We start from the raw sequence: 16,670 nt of genomic DNA, 5'->3' as shown, positions 1-16,670 counted from the left end.
GCGCTCGGGCAGCGGGTGAGGCAGGGCGACAGGGCCCGTCTCGCACCGCACCTCGCCGGGTCCGGCACCGTCCGGGGCGAGATGCCGGTGACGTCGGCGACCCGTGTCCCGGCGAACGGGCGCTGAGGGGCCGACACCGTGACGCCGACCCCCGCTCCCCGCCTGCGGACCCTGATACTGCTGCTCCTGGCCGTCACCGGCGCCCTGCTCGCGGGTGCCGCACCGGCCTCCGCGCACGCCGCGCTGACCGGCAGCGACCCCGCGCAGGGGGCGGTGGTGGGGATCGCGCCCACCCGCGTCTCGCTGACCTTCTCCGAGGAGGTCGCGATGGGCGACGACGCACTGCGCGTGCTCGACCCGCGGGGCAACCGCGTCGACGCGGGCCGCCCGGCTCCCGCCGGCGGAACGACCTACTCCGTGGCGCTCCGCGGCGGGCTGCGCGACGGCACGTACACCGTGACCTACCAGGTGGTGTCGGCCGACAGCCACCCCGTCTCCGGCGCCTACACCTTCTCCGTCGGCGCCCCCTCCCGGACCGTCGTCTCCCTCACCGGTCAGGGCGCCGGCGGGGGTCTGGTCGGCGCGCTGTACGGCATCGGCCGGTACGCCTCCTACGCCGGCTTCGCCCTCCTCGTCGGTGGAGCCGCGTTCGTCCTGGTCTGCCTGCCGCGCGGGTCCGGGGTGCGCCCCGTTCAGCGGCTCGTGGTCTCCGGGTGGGTGGCGCTGACCGCGGGAACCCTGGGACTGCTGCTCCTGCGCGGCTCCTACACCACCTCCGGCAGGCTCCGGGACGTCGCGGACATGGGGCTGCTCGGACAGGTGCTGCACACCGGGACCGGTACCGCTCTGGTCTCCCGGCTGCTGCTGCTCGCCGCGGCCGCGCCGCTCGTCGCGGTGCTTTTCGGGTCCCACCGGAAGCGCGAGGGGGAGGAGCGGTGGGGCGTCGCCTCCGGACCGGCGGTCGGCGGCCTCGCCGTCGCGGTCGGGCTCGCCGCGAGCTGGGCGACGTCCGAGCACGCCTCGACCGGGCTCCAGTCCGGCATCGCCGTGCCCGTCGACGTCGTCCACCTGCTGGCCGTCGCCGCCTGGCTCGGCGGACTGGCCGCGCTGCTCGTCGCGTTGCAGGGCGCCCCCGCCGGGGCGCCGGTCGATGGCCGGGCCGTGCGCCGCTTCTCGGCCGTCGCTTTCGGCAGCGTGGTCGTCCTGATCGCCACCGGGACCTACCAGTCGTGGCGCCAGCTCGGCTCCCGGGCCGCCCTGACCGACACCTCCTACGGCCGGCTGCTGCTGGTCAAGCTCGGGCTGGTGGCCCTGCTCGTCGTCCTCGGGCGGTTCTCCCGGCGCTGGACGGCCCGACTGGCAGCCACGGCGCCGGTCCCGGCAGGCCAGCCGGAGCGGGGGTCCGCGGGCGTCCGACGGGGGACGGGTCCGGCCGCCCGCCCCGAGCGGCCTTCGGACCCGCTCGCCGCTCCCAGGTCGACGGCGGGTGCGGACCCCGGCCCCGAGCGGGCGGCGGGCAGCGGCACGGGCGCTGCTCCCGGTCCGGCAGCGGATCCGGCCGCCGGATCCGAGGGAGCCGGGGATGCCTCAGGGCACGCGGGGCCGGGAGGCCCCGACCCCGAGCGGGCCGCGCAACTCGCGCGGCAGCGCGCCGCCAGGGAGGCCGCGCTCCGGAGGCGGCTGCGCGACGCGGACCCCAACCGGTCCGGGTTGCGCCGCTCGGTGCTCGCCGAGGCGGCCGTCGCCGTAGTCCTGCTCGCCGTCACCACCTTGCTGACCCAGACCGAGCCGGGACGCACGGCCGAACAGGCACGGGCGGCCGCGTCCGCAGCGCTCCCCGCCACCACCGCCTCGCCGGCGCAGCAGGTCCTGGACATGCCCTTCGACACCGGCGGCCGGAACGGCAAGGGCGTGATCAGCATCGGTCTCGCTCCCGCGCGGCCGGGCCGGAACACGATGCACCTCCTCGTGACCGACTCGGACGGCCGTCCCCTCGACGTCCCCGAGATCAAGGCGGCCTTCACCCTGAAGGCCAGGGACCTCGGACCGCTGTCCGTCGTCCCCGACCACATCGCCACCGGACACTGGTCGGCGAGTGGCGTGCAGCTCCCCCTGGCCGGTGTCTGGAAGGTCGCCGTGACCGTGCGGACCTCCGACTTCGACCAGGTGACCGTCTCCAAGAACGCGCAGATCGGCTGAATCAGATGACCGACCAGTCCCCTTCCGAGACCCGGACCCCCGCCGACCGGCCCTCCTCCGCGGGCGCCCGCACCGGGGAGGGCCTGTCCCGGCGCACGCTGCTCGGCACCGCCGGTGCCGGCGGTCTCGTCCTCGGCGCTGCCGGCGCGGCCGTCGGATACGCCGCGGCGCCCTCCCAGGCCGCCGCTCCCCTCACCTCGGTGGGATCGGACCGGGCGATGTTTCACGGGAAACATCAGCCCGGTATCACGGAGGGTCTCCAGGCGCGAGGCCACATCGCGGCCTTCGACCTGGCGGCGGGCGCGGGACGCAAGGAGGCCGCCGCACTGCTGCGCCGCTGGTCGCAGACGGCCGAACGGCTGATGGCTGGAGAACCGGCGGCCCACGGCGACACGGATGTGGCCCGGGACGCAGGCCCCGCGTCGTTGACCGTGACCTTCGGCTTCGGCCGCAGCTTCTTCGGCCGGACGGGCCTGGAGAAGCAGCGCCCGGGTGCCCTCGACCCGCTGCCCGCCTTCTCCTCCGACCGGCTCGACAAGGCTCGCAGCGAGGGTGACCTGTGGGTGCAGATCGGCGCGGACGACGCCCTCGTCGCCTTCCACGCGCTGCGTGCCCTCCAGCAGGAGGCCGGCACCGCCGCCCGCCTGCGCTGGCAGATGAACGGCTTCAACCGCACCCCGGGCGCGACCGCCCGCCCCATGACGGTCCGCAATCTGATGGGGCAGGTCGACGGCACGCGTAATCCGCAGCCGACCGAGACCGACTTCGAGCGGCGGATCTTCGTACCTTCCTCGGGAGAGCCGACCTGGATGGCGAACGGCTCCTACGCCGTCGTCCGCCGGATCCGCATGCTCCTCGACGACTGGGAGAAGTTGTCGGTCAAGGCTCAGGAGGACGTCATCGGGCGCCGCAAGTCCGACGGTGCGCCGCTGACCGGGGGCACCGAGACCACCCCGATGGACCTCGACAAAACGGACGGGAACGGCGACCTCGTCGTACCGGTCAACGCGCACGCCCGGATCACCCGGCCCGACCAGAACGGCGGCGCGGCCATGCTGCGGCGCGGGTTCTCGTACCACGACGGCTTCGACGCCGAGGGGGTGCCGGACAGCGGCCTGCTGTTCATCTGCTGGCAGGCGGATCCGCTGCGCGGTTTCGTGCCCGTCCAGCGCAAGCTCGACCGGGGCGACGCGCTGTCGACCTACATCCGCCACGAGGCGAGCGGGCTGTTCGCGGTGCCCGGCGGAGCGGCGAACGGCGAGTACGTCGGCCAGCGCCTGCTGGAGGGATGAGTTCCACGGCGGGTCCCGGCACGTCACCCCTGAGAGGGGCGGTGGCCCGAGGGGCGCGCCGGGTCGGGACAGGCCCATTAGGGTGAAGTCATGCCAGCCAGCTATGCGTACCTCGGCCCCGAGGGCACTTTCACCGAAGTCGCCCTGCGCACCCTCCCGGAGGCCGCGACCCGGGAGCTGATCCCGTACGTGTCCGTGCAGTCCGCACTCGACGCGGTCCGCGGGGGCGAGGCCGAGGCCGCGTTCGTGCCGATCGAGAACTCCGTCGAGGGCGGCATCACCACCACCCTCGACGAGCTGGTCGCGGGCGCCCCGCTGATGATCTACCGCGAGGTGCTGCTGTCGATCACCTTCGCCCTGTTGGTCCGCCCCGGCACCGACCTGTCGGACGTCAAGACGGTGACCGCGCATCCGGCTGCCCAGCCGCAGGTGCGCAACTGGTTGAAACGGAACCTCCCCGACGCCCTCTGGGAGTCCGCGGCCTCCAACGCGGACGGCGCCCGCCTGGTCCAGGAGGGCCGATACGACGCCGCCTTCGCGGGCGAGTTCGCGGCGGACCGGTACGGGCTGGTGCCGCTGGAGACGGGCATCCACGACGCCGAGAACGCCCAGACGCGGTTCGTGCTGGTGGGCCGGCCCGCTCGGCCGGCCGCGCCGACCGGCGCGGACAAGACGTCCGTGGTGCTCTGGCAGCGGGACGACCATCCGGGCGGGCTGCGCGACCTGCTGGGCGAGTTCGCCACCCGGGGCATCAACCTGATGCTGCTCCAGTCCCGGCCGACCGGAGCCGGCATCGGCAACTACTGCTTCTGCGTGGACGCCGAAGGCCATATCTCCGACCGCCGGGTCGCCGAGGCGCTGACGGGGCTCAAGCGGATCTGCCTGGAGGTGCGCTTCCTCGGTTCCTATCCGCGTGCGGACGTGGTCGCGGGTGACGTGGACGCACCCCGTCCGGGAACCTCGGACGAGGAGTTCGTGACGGCGGCGGACTGGGTGGCGCGCTGCCAGGACGGCCGTTTCTAGCCGGCACCGTCCGTCCTACCTGCATATATTCGTTATCCACAGCGGTTATCCACAGGTTGGCTTCTCGACCTGGGGACAAGTCGACACGCAAGCGGCGCCCAGTCGACAAATCGGCCTTCAATGCCGCGACGGGGCTTCTGTCACCCGAACCCCCCTTCGTCCACCGTTTTCCTTCGATCAACCCGCAAGAGCGAACACCTTCCACTCGAAAGTGCGGACAAAAGAGGTATGCGCCGGGAATCCCAAGGCCCGGACAGCACACCGGATTGATCAATTCCGGAATCCACAGATCTTCCTCACACCCTGTGGATAACTTTTCGAACGTTGTGGACCGCTGTGGACGGCGGCACCCAAGTCCCCCTCCTCGCAAGGGAATCCGGTCAACCCCGAGCCCCCGAGGTGCCTCGTCCCGGGGAGCGGGACAGCACCGCTTGACACGATGAGCAATTGCCCTGATACGGAATGTAAGCCGCAATTCGGCCGTCCGCGAATAGCGAGTCGTGAGCCGCCACCCCGCACCGGTAGCCTGGGGCGCGTGATTGACCTTCGTCTGCTCCGTGAGGACCCCGACCGTGTGCGCGCTTCGCAGCGCGCCCGTGGAGAGGACGTCGCGCTCGTCGACTCCCTCCTCTCCGCCGACGAGCGGCGCAGGTCGTCCGGCGTCCGTTTCGACGAGCTGCGCGCCGAGCAGAAAGCGCTGGGCAAGCAGATCCCCAAGGCCTCGGCCGAGGAGAAGGCCGAGCTGCTCAAGCGCGCCGAGCAGTTGAAGGCCGACGTCAAGGCCGCCGACGCCGAGCGCGACGCAGCCGACACGGACACCCAGCAGCTGCTGCTCCAGCTCGGCAACCTCGTCCACCCGGACGTCCCCGTGGGCGGCGAGGAGGACTTCGTCACGCTGGAGACGCACGGCGAGATCCGCGACTTCACCGCCGAGGGCTTCGCGCCCAAGGACCACCTGGAGCTCGGGCAGCTCCTCGGCGCGATCGACGTCGAACGCGGCGCCAAGGTCTCGGGGTCCCGCTTCTACTTCCTCACCGGAGTCGGCGCGCTGCTCGAACTGGCTCTGGTGAACGCGGCGATGGCGCAGGCCACGGCGGCCGGCTTCACCCCGATGCTGACCCCGGCGCTGGTCCGCCCGCAGTCCATGGCCGGCACCGGCTTCCTCGGCCAGGCATCCCAGGACGTCTACCACCTCGACAAGGACGACCTGTACCTGGTCGGCACCTCCGAGGTGGCGCTGGCGGCCTACCACATGGACGAGATCATCGAGTCCGCCCGGCTGCCGCTGCGCTACGCCGGCTTCTCGCCCTGCTTCCGCCGCGAGGCGGGCTCGCACGGCAAGGACACCCGCGGGATCTTCCGCGTGCACCAGTTCGACAAGGTCGAGATGTTCTCCTACGTCGCCCCGGAGCAGGCGCAGGAGGAGCACCGGCGCCTGCTGGAGTGGGAGAAGCAGTGGCTGAGCTCGCTGGAACTGCCGTTCCGGGTGATCGACGTCGCCACCGGTGACCTCGGCGCCTCCGCCTCCCGCAAGTTCGACTGCGAGGCGTGGATCCCGACGCAGGGCAAGTACCGCGAACTGACCTCCACCTCCGACTGCAGCGAGTTCCAGTCGCGCAGGCTGTCCATCCGCGTCCGCGAGGACAAGCGGGTGCGGCCGCTGGCCACGCTCAACGGCACGCTGTGCGCCGTACCGCGCACCATCGTGGCGATCCTGGAGAACCACCAGCAGGCCGACGGTTCGGTGCGGGTGCCCGAGGTCCTGCGGCCGTACCTGGGCGGCCGGGAGATCCTGGAACCGGTGAGCGCGTGAGCCGCACCGCCCCCGTCGCGGACTTCCCGTACCGGCTGATCGCGACCGACCTCGACGGCACACTGCTGCGTTCGGACGAGTCGGTCTCGCGGCGCACCCGCGACACGCTGGCCGCGGCCGCCGCCGCGGGCGCCGCGCACATCGTCGTCACGGGGCGCGCGGTGCCGTGGACCCGTCACATCCTCGACGACCTCGGCTATCAGGGCCTCGCCGTGTGCGGGCAGGGCGCGCAGGTGTACGACGCCGGCGCCCACCGCCTGCTCACCTCGGTCACCCTGGACCGGCAGCTCGCCGGCGTGGCCCTCGCCAAGATCGAGGCGGAGGTCGGTCCGCTGTACCTGGCGGCGAGCCGGGACGGGCTGGACGGCGAGGTGCTGGTCGGTCCGGGCTACACGGTGCAGGGCCGGCTGCCGGCGACGCCGTTCACCGACGCGTCGGACCTGTGGACCGCACCACTCAACAAGCTGTACATCCAGCACCCGAGGCTGTCCGACGACGAACTCGCCGAGGCCGCCGTGGGCGCGGCCGGCGGCTTCGTCACCGTCACCATGGCCGGTGAGGGCATCGTCGAGCTGCTTCCGCTCGGCCTGTCGAAGGCGACGGGCCTGTCCCTGGCGGCACGCCGCCTCAAAGTGAAGGCCGCCGACACCATCGCCTTCGGCGACATGCCCAACGACGTCCCGATGTTCGCCTGGGCCTCCTACGGCGTGGCCATGGCCAACGCCCATGAGGACCTGAAGGCGGTGGCCGACGAGACGACGTCCTCCAACGAGGAGGACGGGATCGCGGCCGTGGTGGAGCGGTTGCTGGGCTGACAGCCGGTCGGACGGAGCGCGGGCCGGTGCCCTGCCACTCGGTCGATCCTCCGGGTGGGCGGCCCACGCGAACGCGGGTTCGCGTGCTCGAAGCGGCCGCCCCGGGCGGCTCTCCCGCGGGGCTCGACGGCGGAGTGACTACTCCGGAGCCTGCCGCGGGCCGCCCTGCCGGGAATCGGGCGTACTGCCGTGCATGGACACCGCCCGACTCCTCTCCCCGTCGGTGACGCCGCGGACGTGCGGCGGACACGGCACCACTGTGCCGGTCCCGCACACCGCGCGCCACTGGATTTCCCGGCGGAGAAACCGGGCGGCCTCCCGGCGGAGGGCAACGGCCTCCCGGCGGAGGCGGCGGCCCCCGGCGGAGGAGCACGGACGGCTACCGGCGCCGCCATCTGCGCCGTCGCGCCTTGCCGAAGAACCATCCGGCAGGCGGCTCGTCGGACCGCCAGGGCTGCGGCTCCGGCTGCTCCCGGCGCCAGCGTGCCGCGAGCATCCGGGCACGGGCGGACGGCTCGGAGGCCTCCGCGGACCGGACGAAGTCCTCGTCCAGGACGAGGCCGTCCCATTCCGCGCCCGGGAGCGGATCGGCTCCGCCTCCGTGCCCCGGCCGATAGCCGTCGCGCCCGGCTCGGGCCCGGTCCTTCCCGGCAGGGTCCTCGCCCGTGCGGGCCCGGTCCTCGCCACGGCGCTCCCCGGCACGGGCCCGGTCGTCCCCGGGCCGCGCGCCGTCCGCCCGGCGAGGGGTGCCGTCCGCCATGCCGTCCTCCCGTTCCTCTACGCGACAGGTCCGCTTCGCCCAGTGTGCCCGCGCCGGGGTGAACTCCCCGTCAAGGTCGCCCGCCCGCTGCCCGGCGCCCGCCGCTACTCCTCCCCCGCCAGTGTCAGCGACCGGAGTTTCTGCCCCGCGTACCAGGTGGCGAGCACGGTCACCGCGACGAGCAGCACGGTGGCCGTGGTCAGGCCGACGTCGGAGGTGACCAGGTCGCCCCCGGTGACCCGGTGGGCGACGGCCAGCGACCACTGCTGGATGCTGAGCGTGCGCGCACCGGCCACCAGGGAGCCGAACAGGGCCTCCCAGACGAGGGCGTAGACGAGCCCGAAGACCACGGCGTGCCGGGACACGGTGCCCAGGAGCAGGAAGACGGCCGTGTAGGCGATGGAGGCGACCAGCGCGGCCACCGTGTAGGCGACGGCGATCTGCTGGCCGTTGCCGTTCAGCACCAGCCCGGCGATCAGAGTGGGGACCGCCGAGAACACCATCGTCACCGCGATCGCGACGACGAGCTTGGTGAGGATGATGGTCGGCCGCCCGATCGGCTTGGCCAGCAGGTACACCACGGAGCCGTCGTCGATCTCCGGGCCGATCGCCCCGGTGCCGGCGATGACGCCGATGATCGGCACCATGGTGGCGAGCGCGAACCCGCCGAGGACGTCGGCCGCGGTCTGGTCGTCGGCACCGGTCAGTCCGCGGACGACCGCGGCGATCACGATGAGCAGCAGCGGCAGCGCCCCCAGGACGAGGGCGCGGCGGCGGCCGAGAAGGGCCCGGTAGGTGAGCCGGGCGACGGTGGGGTCGTACATCTTCGGCCTCCTACGCCGCGACCAGATACGAGAAGACGGACTCGAGGGACTCGTCGGACGGCGAGACCGTGAGCAGCCGGATGCCGTGGTCCCGGGCCACCCGGGGCAGCAGGGCGGTGAAGCGCGGGAAGTCGACGGCCTGGACGCGCAGCGCGCCCTCGGCGAGGTCGAACTCGATCCCGGACGTGGACGGGTCGGCGATCAGCGCGGCCGCGAGGGCGCGGTCGTCGCTGGAGCGGACCAGGTAGCGGTGCGGGCGGTCGGTCATCAGGCGGCGGATCCGGCGGAAGTCACCGCTGGCCGCATGCCGCCCGGCGACGATGACCTCGATGTGCCGGGCCAGTTGTTCGACCTCCTCCAGGATGTGGGAGGAGAACAGCACGGTGCGGCCCTCGTCGCCCATCCGCCGCAGCAGTTCCATCAGCTGCATGCGCTGGCGCGGGTCCATGCCGTTGAACGGCTCGTCGAGCAGCAGCAGGGACGGGTCGTGGACCAGGGCGCTCGCCATCTTCACGCGCTGGCGCATGCCCTTGGAGTAGGTGGCGATCTTCCGGTCCTGCGCGTACTCCATCTCGACCGTGGCCAGCGCCCGCCGGGCGGCCTCGGCTCCCAGCCCGTGCAGTTCGGCGTTGGCGACGACGAACTCGCGGCCGGTGAGGAAGTCGTACATCGCCTCGCGCTCCGGGACGAGGCCGATGTGCCGGTAGATCTCCTCGTTGCGCCACACCGGCCTGCCGTCGAGGGTGACGGTGCCGGTGGAGGGGGCCAGGAAGCCGCCCATCATGTGGATGAGGGTGGACTTCCCGGCGCCGTTGGGCCCGAGCAGGCCGGTGACGCCCGGGCCGATGGTCATGGTGATGTCGTTGACGGCGACCACGTTGCCGAACCAGCGGGAGACGTGGTCGATGGAGAGGGTGCTCATCGGCGCAGGCCGTTCTGCGAGGGTGACGGTGACGGACGGGTGGCGGGCGCGATCACAGTCCCGCCTTCCGGTAGCGGCGGATCAGCAGGCCGTAGCTCGCGGCGACCAGGCCGAGGCAGAGGAGTAGGTACACGGCTCCCTGCGCGCCGGTGGGGCCCTGGCCGCCGGGGAAGGCGCTGGAGGCGCCGAGGAAGGCGGACTGCACGCCGTCGATCAGGGTGACGGGCGAGAACAGGCCGAGCCAGGCGACGGCACCGGTGCTGTCCTGGTGGAAGGCGATGGCCTGGACGACGGAGACCGCGCCGTAGGAGATGATCAGCACGGCGATGACGGCGGCGATACCGAAGCCGCGGCGCGGTGTCAACGACGCGATGACCAGGCTGATCCCGGCGAACAGCAGCGAGAGCAGCGCCACGGAGAGCAGCCCCTGCGCGCAGCCGGCGGTCTGGTCGGCGAAGTCGAGCTTGGCCAGCAGCGCGCCCGCGTACAGCACCAGCAGCGGTGCCGCGGTCAGCACGAACAGGGCCGAGGCGAGGGCGGCGTACTTGGCACGGACGTAGTCGGCGATCTCGATCGGCCGGGAGAAGTACAGCGGAACGGTCTTGAAGCGCAGGTCGCGGGAGACCGACTGGGGCGCCTGGGAGGCGACGTACAGGCTGATGACGGCCTGCATCACGATCGCGTACCGCGTGTAGTCCAGCGGCAGCTCCTTGGCCTTGGTGGCGACGGCGACCGCGACCATGATGGCGGCCGGCACGCACATCACCACGAACAGCAGCATGGGCAGCACCTTGGACTTCACCGAGCGGCCGAGGCCGTAGGCGCCGCGCAGGGACTGCGAGTAGAGGGAGCGGGTGGCGTAGGAGCGGCCGAGGCGGGGGCCGTCGTAGCCGCGGTAGCCGATGTCGTGGATGCGGCTCTCGTCGCCGCGGCCGGCGGCTGCCGTACCGGCGGCCGGATACTCAGTCGCCATGGACGGCGGCCTCCTTCCGCGCGACCTGCGCGTGCTCGTGCTCGTGCCCGTCCTCGTCCCGGAAGACCTCCGCGATGTGGTGCCGGCGCTGTTCCATGCGCACCAGGCCCAGACCGAGGTCGGCGACGAGGTCGCGCACCAGGTCGTAGGTGTCCTCGCCGGCCGCGGTGAGCAGCAGCGTGCGGCCCGCGCCGGGCAGCGCGCCGCCGTCCTGGACGGCGGCGCCGCGGGCACGCAGTGCCTCGCGCAGCGCGGCGGTGCCGTCGGGGTGTTCGTCGCTGTCGGTGACCTCGATCGCGAGGGTGGTGGTGGTCTGGGTGAAGTCCGTGGTGGAGCTGGAGCGCAGCAGTCGGCCGCCGTCGACGACCACCACGTGGTCGCAGGTGCGTTCCAGCTCGCCGAGCAGGTGGGAGGTGACCAGGACCGAGATGCCGAAGTCGCGGTGGATGCGGCGGATCAGGCCCAGCATCTCGTCGCGGCCGACCGGGTCGAGGCCGTTGGTCGGCTCGTCGAGGAAGACCAGTCGCGGATCGTGGACCAGGGCCTGGGCCAGTTTGACGCGCTGCTTCATGCCGGTGGAGTAACCGCCGATGGGGCGGTAGCGCTCCTCGTAGAGCCCGACGTGGCGCAGCGTGTCCGCGGTCCGCTCGCGGGCGGCGGACGGCGGCAGTCCGGACATGCGGGCCATGTGCACGACGAACTCGGTGGCCGAGACGTCGGGCGGCAGGCAGTCGTGCTCCGGCATGTAGCCCACGCGCTCGCGGATGGCGGCGCCGTCCGCGGCGACGTCGAGGCCGAGCACCTCGGCGCGGCCCTCGGAGGCGGGGGACAGCCCCAGCAGGATCTTGATCAGGGTGGACTTGCCGGCCCCGTTGGCTCCGACGAGTCCGGTCACACCGGGCCCGATCTCCATGGACAGCCGGTCGAGCGCGGTCACCCGGGGGAACCGCTTGCTCAGGCTTTCGGTCACGATCACAGTCACGTCGTCGACGGTAGTGAGCCGCGCCGCGGTCGTCATCAGACCGCAGAGGCGTCCTGACGTCAGACCCAGGTCGTACGGGACCCTAGGGGATCCCCTGCCGGAGGGGCACACGCGGTCGGGGACGCCCGCTCGGAAGCGCTCGCCGGGGGTTCTCGGAGGCGCGCGATCGGGAGCGCCGCGCTCCCCGCACCCTATTGACGTCACGTCTAACAACTGACAGATTCACTCCCGTCACATGACGGGCACGTACCGCAGTCGACGAGGTCAGGTGGGGTGCTGGTGGGCACGGCAACGGCAGTGGCTCGGGGAGTCGCCACCGAACTGGAGGGCTTCCGGCGGGTGCAGCGCCTCGCCTACGCGTGCGCGGAGGCGGTGGCCGCCCGGCTCGAACCGGGCGTGACCGAGCGGGAGGCGGCGCGGATGCAGCGGGCGTGGCTGCACGAGCGGGGCGTACGGGACTGGTTCCACTTGCCGTTCGCCTGGTTCGGCGACCGCACGGCGTTCGCCGGTTTCCGGGTGCCGCTGCAGTTCTTCCCGACCGACCGCCGCCTGGAACCGGGGATGCCGTTCATCCTGGACATGGCACCCGTGCACGAGGGCTGCACGGCCGACGTCGGCTACTCGGGTGCGCTCGGCGCGAACCCCGTGCAGAGCCGGCTGATGGCCGACCTGGAGGCACACCGCGAGCTGATCCTGCGCGAGGTGCGCGAACGGCGGCCGCTGCGCGAGATCTACCGGGACGTCGACCGCCTCATGGTCCGCCAGGGATACGCCAACCGGCACCGCGCCTACCCCTTCGGGGTGATCGCGCACAAGGTGGACCGGATCAGCGCACGGCGCTTCTCACCGCGGGTGTTCGGCTTCGGCACCCGGGCCCTGAAGGGGCTGGCAAGCGACGCGCTGCACGGCCACCGCGAGGGCTGGTCCCCGCTGTGGTCGCCGTACCGCTTCTCCGACCACCCGCCGCAGCCGGGCCTGTGGGCGGTCGAACCGCATCTGGGCTTCCGCGGCACCGGCGCGAAGTTCGAGGAGATCCTGGTGGTCACCGACTCCCGGGACCCCGAGCAGAGCGCCTACTGGCTGGACGACGACCTGCCGCACGTGCGGCGCTGGGCGGAGGAGAAGTGAGACCGACGGGCATGCGTGAGCGCCGGGTGCGCAGTGGCGACGTGGAGCTGTGCGTGGCCGAGCTGGGCGATCCGGGACGGCCGACGGTGGTCCTGGTGCACGGCTACCCGGACAGCAAGGAGGTGTGGTCCGAGGTGGCCGGGCGACTGGCCGAGCGGTTCCACGTCGTCCTGTACGACGTGCGGGGCCACGGCCGCTCCACCGCGCCCCGCCCGCTGCGCGGGGGCTTCACGCTGGAGAAGCTCACCGACGACTTCCTTGCGGTGGCGGACGCGGTCAGCCCGGGCCGGCCGGTGCACCTGGTCGGCCACGACTGGGGCTCGGTGCAGTCCTGGGAGTTCGTGACGGTGCGGCGGACGGAGGGCAGGATCGCCTCCTTCACCTCGATGTCCGGGCCGTCGCTGGACCACTTCGGCCACTGGATCGGCCGGCGGCTGAGGCGCCCCACGCCCCGCCGCGTCGGGCAACTCCTCGGACAGGGCGCCAAGTCCTGGTACGTGTACCTGCTGCACACCCCCAAGCTGCCCGAACTGGCCTGGCGCGGACCGCTCGGCAAGCGCTGGCCGAGGATCCTGGAGCGCTTCGAGGGAGTACCCGGCGGCGACTACCCCACCTCCTCGCTGCCCGCGGACGCCGCGCACGGCGCCTGGCTGTACCGCGACAACGTGCGGTCCCGGCTGCGCCGACCGCGACCCGACGCGCACGCCCACGCGCCGGTGCAGCTGATCACCCCCCAGGGCGACGCCTTCCTGTCGGAGCGGCTCTACGACGAGCTGGGGGACTGGGTGCCGGAGCTGACCCGCCGCACCCTGCCGGCCAAGCACTGGATCCCGCGCACCCGGCCCGACCGGGTGGCCTCCTGGATCGGGGAGTTCGTCACCGCCGTGGAGGACGAGCAGCCCCGGCCCGCGGCGAGCGGCCGGTACGCCGAACGCTTCGGCGGGCAGCTCGTCCTGATCACCGGTGCGGGCAGCGGCATCGGCAGGGCCACCGCGTTCGCCTTCGCGGAGGCCGGGGCGCGGGTGGTGGCGGTCGACCGGGACGCGGAGGGCGCGGCCCGTACCGCCGAGCTGGCACATCTGATCGGAGCGCCGGAGACCTGGGCGGAGACCGCCGACGTCTCCGACGAGCAGGCCATGGAGAAGCTCGCGGAGAAGGTCCACAGCGCGTACGGCGTGGTGGACGTGCTGGTCAACAACGCCGGGATCGGCCTGTCGGGCGGCTTCTTCGACACCGGCACCGAGGACTGGCGCAAGGTGCTCGACGTCAACCTCTGGGGCGTCATCCACGGCTGCCGCCTGTTCGGCCGGCGGATGGCGGAACGCGGGCAGGGCGGGCACATCGTCAACACCGCCTCGGCCGCCGCGTACCAGCCCTCCCGGGCCCTGCCCGCCTACAGCACCTCCAAGGCGGCGGTGCTGATGCTGAGCGAGTGCCTGCGCGCCGAGCTGGCCGGACAGGGCATCGGGGTGACGGCGATCTGCCCCTGGCTGGTGAACACCAACATCACCGCCACCGCCCGCTTCGCCGGCTCGGACCCGGCGGAGGAGCGGCTCCACCAGCAGCGCACCGCCCGCCTGTACGGGCTGCGCAACTACCCTCCGGAGAAGGTCGCCGACGCCGTTCTGCGTGCCGTGGCGCGCAACGACGCGGTGGTCCCGGTGACGCCGGAGGCGCGGGGGGCGCATCTGCTGGGCCGGTTCGCGCCGGGGCTGCTGCGGGCGGTCGCGCGGTTGCGGCCGCCGGTGTGACGTGCCGGCCGCCCGGTCGTGGATCAGTTGTCCACAGAAACGCCAACCGGCCTGTGGATAACTTGACTTGACTGTGGATCAAACCTGCCGGAGAAAAAAGAATGCGTGATCCGCGTCTCCTCGCCATGCTGAGACCATGGACGACAGACGCGTGGTCAAGGTGTCGAAGTACCTCTCACGGCATCTGCGCCACCGGCCCGACCGCATCGGGCTCACGCCCGACGCGGCAGGGTGGGTGGAGATCGACGTCCTGCTCGCGGCGGCCGCGGCCCACGGCTTCCCGCTCACCCGCGAGGAGCTCGACCTCGTGGTGGCGCTCAACGACAAGCAGCGCTTCGCCGTCGAGGGGGACCGGATCCGTGCCAGCCAGGGCCACAGCATCGACGTGGACCTGGGCCTGCCACCGGCGACCCCGCCGCCGTACCTCTACCACGGCACGGTGGCCCGGAACCTGGACGCCATCCGCGCCGAGGGCCTGCGGCCCATGGGCCGGCACGACGTGCACCTCTCCGCCGACCGGGAGACCGCCGCCCGGGTCGGCGCCCGGCGCGGCCGCCCGGTCGTGCTCGCCGTGGACGCCGGCGCCCTGCACCGCGACGGCCACGTCTTCCACGTCAGCGCCAACGGGGTGTGGCTGACCCGGGCGGTCCCGGCACGCTACCTGCGGCCCACCGGGCCGCACTGAACGGAGCACGCAACCCCTGATCCGGGCCGCACCGACCCAAGCGCACAGCCACCCGCACGGGCCGCACCGACCGAAGCAGGCTGCCACCCGCACGGGCCGCACCGACCCGGACACGCGGCCACCCGGCCGGGCCCGCCGGTCCCGCGGCCGTCTGCGGGACACCGGACGGCGCAGGGGCTTCGCGCCCGCCGGGCCCCCGCTGCCCGGCCCCGCCGCCCGGTCCCGGCCCGGAAGGCGGACGGTGGCAGGCCGGTCGGCGGGTGCGCCTCACCGGGGATAGTTGCCGAGCCTGCTGGTCAGGGTGGCCAGGGTGGAGGCCGCCTCGGAGGCGTCGTCGACCCCGGAACCCCTGCCGTCGATGCCCAGCATGGTGACGACGTTCCCGGACCGCACGAACCACTCCTGCGCATCGGACGGCAGGTTGTTCTCGCTGGCCGGTGCGCCGCCGGCCTCGCGGGCCACACTGCGGTAGGCGAACCCGTCGGGGCCGGCCGCGGTGCGGGTGATCCGCCAGGTGACGTCGGTACCGGTATCCAGGTCCTTCGTGTGGCGCGCGTTCATGGCGTCGGCGCAGCCCAGGTAGTCCTCCCGGATCAGGTCCAGGGCGTGCTGCGCGGCGTCCGCGTCCTTGAAGTAGAAGGTGTCCTGGAACGCGTAGGCCTGCGAGTCCCGGGAGCTGCCGGCGGTGGCGTCGAACTCCCGCACCTCGATCGTGGCGTCGTGCAGCACGTCGTTCACGTCATGGGGCCCGCCGCAGACCCACAGCCACTGGAAGACGTTCGGGACGGACACGGGCTTCGCCTCGTGGGCCCGCCACCCGAACTCGTCGCCCAGCGGCACTTCCGAAGCGGTCAGCCACGTGCCGGGCACGTACCGGCCGGGAGTGGCTCTGGCCCCCTCGGCGGTCGCGGTGGGCGTGTCGGGCACGGCGGGAGGGCGGGCGGAGGAGGACGGCGTCGCGGGCGGCGAGGAGGACGGCGAGGAAGCCGACGAGGACGGTGAGGACGTCGGCGACGCCGTGGCGGTCGGACCGGACCGGGTCGGCGACGGCACCTGCGACACCGTGGTCGCCGGCTGGACCGTGCGGCCGCCGGTGACCTCCGTACGGTCCAGGGCGACGTACCCCAGGACACTCGCGGCGGCGAGGCCGACCAGCGGCAGCGCGACGGTGTAGAGGTGCCGGGTGCGCCGCACGGTCCGGGCGGGCGGAGCCGCCGGACGCAGATCGTGCACGCCGACCTCCTCGGCGCGGGCCCGCAGCGCCATCCGCAGCAGTGTCTCCGTCGGGCTGGGCACCGCGTTCCCCTCGTCGTCGGTCGGGCCGGCAGCCGACCTGCCCGCGGCCTCACCGGTCGGGAGGCCGTTCGCGTCGTCCGGCCGGGCGGCTTCGGTGGTTTCCACGGCTTCGGCGGCTCCGGCGGCTTCGGCGGCTTCGGCGGCTCCGGCGGCTCCGGCGGCTCCGGCGGCCTCGGTGCTGAGAGCGGCGGCGGGGCCGCGGTCGGG

At 73.0% G+C, this 16,670-nt stretch carries 13 protein-coding genes and 1 pseudogene; 8 read left to right on the top strand and 6 right to left on the bottom strand.

The window, feature by feature from the left end:
- Nucleotides 1–138 precede the first annotated feature (138 nt).
- From ACL02U_RS01250 to ACL02U_RS01230, 5 genes are all read left to right on the top strand, one after another.
- The gene (locus ACL02U_RS01250; RefSeq protein ID WP_412788678.1) at nucleotides 139–2,199 is read left to right on the top strand and encodes a copper resistance CopC/CopD family protein; all 2,061 of its coding nucleotides are present in this window, start codon (nucleotides 139–141) and stop codon (nucleotides 2,197–2,199) included.
- Nucleotides 2,200–2,204: 5 nt separating this feature from the next.
- The gene (gene efeB / locus ACL02U_RS01245) at nucleotides 2,205–3,491 is read left to right on the top strand and encodes an iron uptake transporter deferrochelatase/peroxidase subunit (RefSeq protein ID WP_412788677.1); all 1,287 of its coding nucleotides are present in this window, start codon (nucleotides 2,205–2,207) and stop codon (nucleotides 3,489–3,491) included.
- Nucleotides 3,492–3,581: 90 nt separating this feature from the next.
- Nucleotides 3,582–4,514, top strand: coding sequence for a prephenate dehydratase (gene pheA, locus ACL02U_RS01240; protein WP_412788676.1), 933 nt, complete (start codon nucleotides 3,582–3,584; stop codon nucleotides 4,512–4,514).
- Nucleotides 4,515–5,049: 535 nt separating this feature from the next.
- Nucleotides 5,050–6,327, top strand: coding sequence for a serine--tRNA ligase (gene serS, locus ACL02U_RS01235; protein WP_412788675.1), 1,278 nt, complete (start codon nucleotides 5,050–5,052; stop codon nucleotides 6,325–6,327).
- A complete protein-coding gene (locus ACL02U_RS01230; protein WP_412788674.1) occupies nucleotides 6,324–7,142 on the top strand; it encodes an HAD family hydrolase in 819 nt (272 codons plus the stop codon). The genes serS and ACL02U_RS01230 overlap by 4 nt, the downstream gene beginning before the upstream one ends.
- Before the next feature lie 379 nt (nucleotides 7,143–7,521).
- Here the strand turns inward: ACL02U_RS01230 and ACL02U_RS01225 are convergent.
- From ACL02U_RS01225 to ACL02U_RS01205, 5 genes and pseudogenes are all read right to left on the bottom strand, one after another.
- Nucleotides 7,522–7,710: pseudogene (locus ACL02U_RS01225) on the bottom strand (hypothetical protein); the annotation flags it as partial.
- Between the two features lie 296 nt (nucleotides 7,711–8,006).
- A complete protein-coding gene (locus ACL02U_RS01220) occupies nucleotides 8,007–8,726 on the bottom strand; it encodes an ABC transporter permease subunit (protein WP_412788673.1) in 720 nt (239 codons plus the stop codon).
- Between the two features lie 10 nt (nucleotides 8,727–8,736).
- On the bottom strand, nucleotides 8,737–9,648 hold the full coding sequence (locus tag ACL02U_RS01215; RefSeq protein ID WP_412788672.1) for an ABC transporter ATP-binding protein: 912 nt from the start codon (nucleotides 9,646–9,648) through the stop codon (nucleotides 8,737–8,739).
- Between the two features lie 52 nt (nucleotides 9,649–9,700).
- Nucleotides 9,701–10,621, bottom strand: coding sequence for an ABC transporter permease (locus ACL02U_RS01210; protein ID WP_412788671.1), 921 nt, complete (start codon nucleotides 10,619–10,621; stop codon nucleotides 9,701–9,703).
- Complete coding sequence (locus tag ACL02U_RS01205) at nucleotides 10,611–11,639, bottom strand: ABC transporter ATP-binding protein (protein WP_412788670.1); 1,029 nt, start codon at nucleotides 11,637–11,639, stop codon at nucleotides 10,611–10,613. Before ACL02U_RS01205 ends, ACL02U_RS01210 begins: the two co-directional genes overlap by 11 nt.
- Nucleotides 11,640–11,882: 243 nt before the next feature.
- On the opposite strand from ACL02U_RS01205, the gene ACL02U_RS01200 reads away from it, so the two are divergent.
- The 3 genes from ACL02U_RS01200 to ACL02U_RS01190 all read left to right on the top strand — a co-directional run bounded on the left by ACL02U_RS01200 (nucleotide 11,883) and on the right by ACL02U_RS01190 (nucleotide 15,167).
- On the top strand, nucleotides 11,883–12,731 hold the full coding sequence (locus ACL02U_RS01200) for a M24 family metallopeptidase (protein ID WP_412788669.1): 849 nt from the start codon (nucleotides 11,883–11,885) through the stop codon (nucleotides 12,729–12,731).
- A gap of 11 nt (nucleotides 12,732–12,742) precedes the next feature.
- Nucleotides 12,743–14,482: an SDR family oxidoreductase gene (locus ACL02U_RS01195; RefSeq protein ID WP_412788817.1), complete on the top strand. Its 1,740-nt coding sequence runs from the start codon at nucleotides 12,743–12,745 to the stop codon at nucleotides 14,480–14,482.
- A 136-nt stretch (nucleotides 14,483–14,618) separates the two neighbouring features.
- Nucleotides 14,619–15,167 carry an RNA 2'-phosphotransferase gene (locus tag ACL02U_RS01190; RefSeq protein WP_412788668.1) on the top strand — a complete coding sequence of 183 codons (549 nt, stop codon included), beginning with the start codon at nucleotides 14,619–14,621 and terminating at the stop codon, nucleotides 15,165–15,167.
- Between the two features lie 267 nt (nucleotides 15,168–15,434).
- On the opposite strand, the gene ACL02U_RS01185 is transcribed toward ACL02U_RS01190, so the two are convergent.
- Complete coding sequence (locus tag ACL02U_RS01185) at nucleotides 15,435–16,568, bottom strand: hypothetical protein (protein WP_412788667.1); 1,134 nt, start codon at nucleotides 16,566–16,568, stop codon at nucleotides 15,435–15,437.
- Nucleotides 16,569–16,670: the final 102 nt, after the last annotated feature.

It is taken from the genome of Streptomyces sp. MS06, assembly GCF_047200655.1.
In the GTDB taxonomy this organism is placed as follows: domain Bacteria; phylum Actinomycetota; class Actinomycetes; order Streptomycetales; family Streptomycetaceae; genus Streptomyces.
This window is presented reverse-complemented; position numbering and strand designations above follow the sequence as displayed.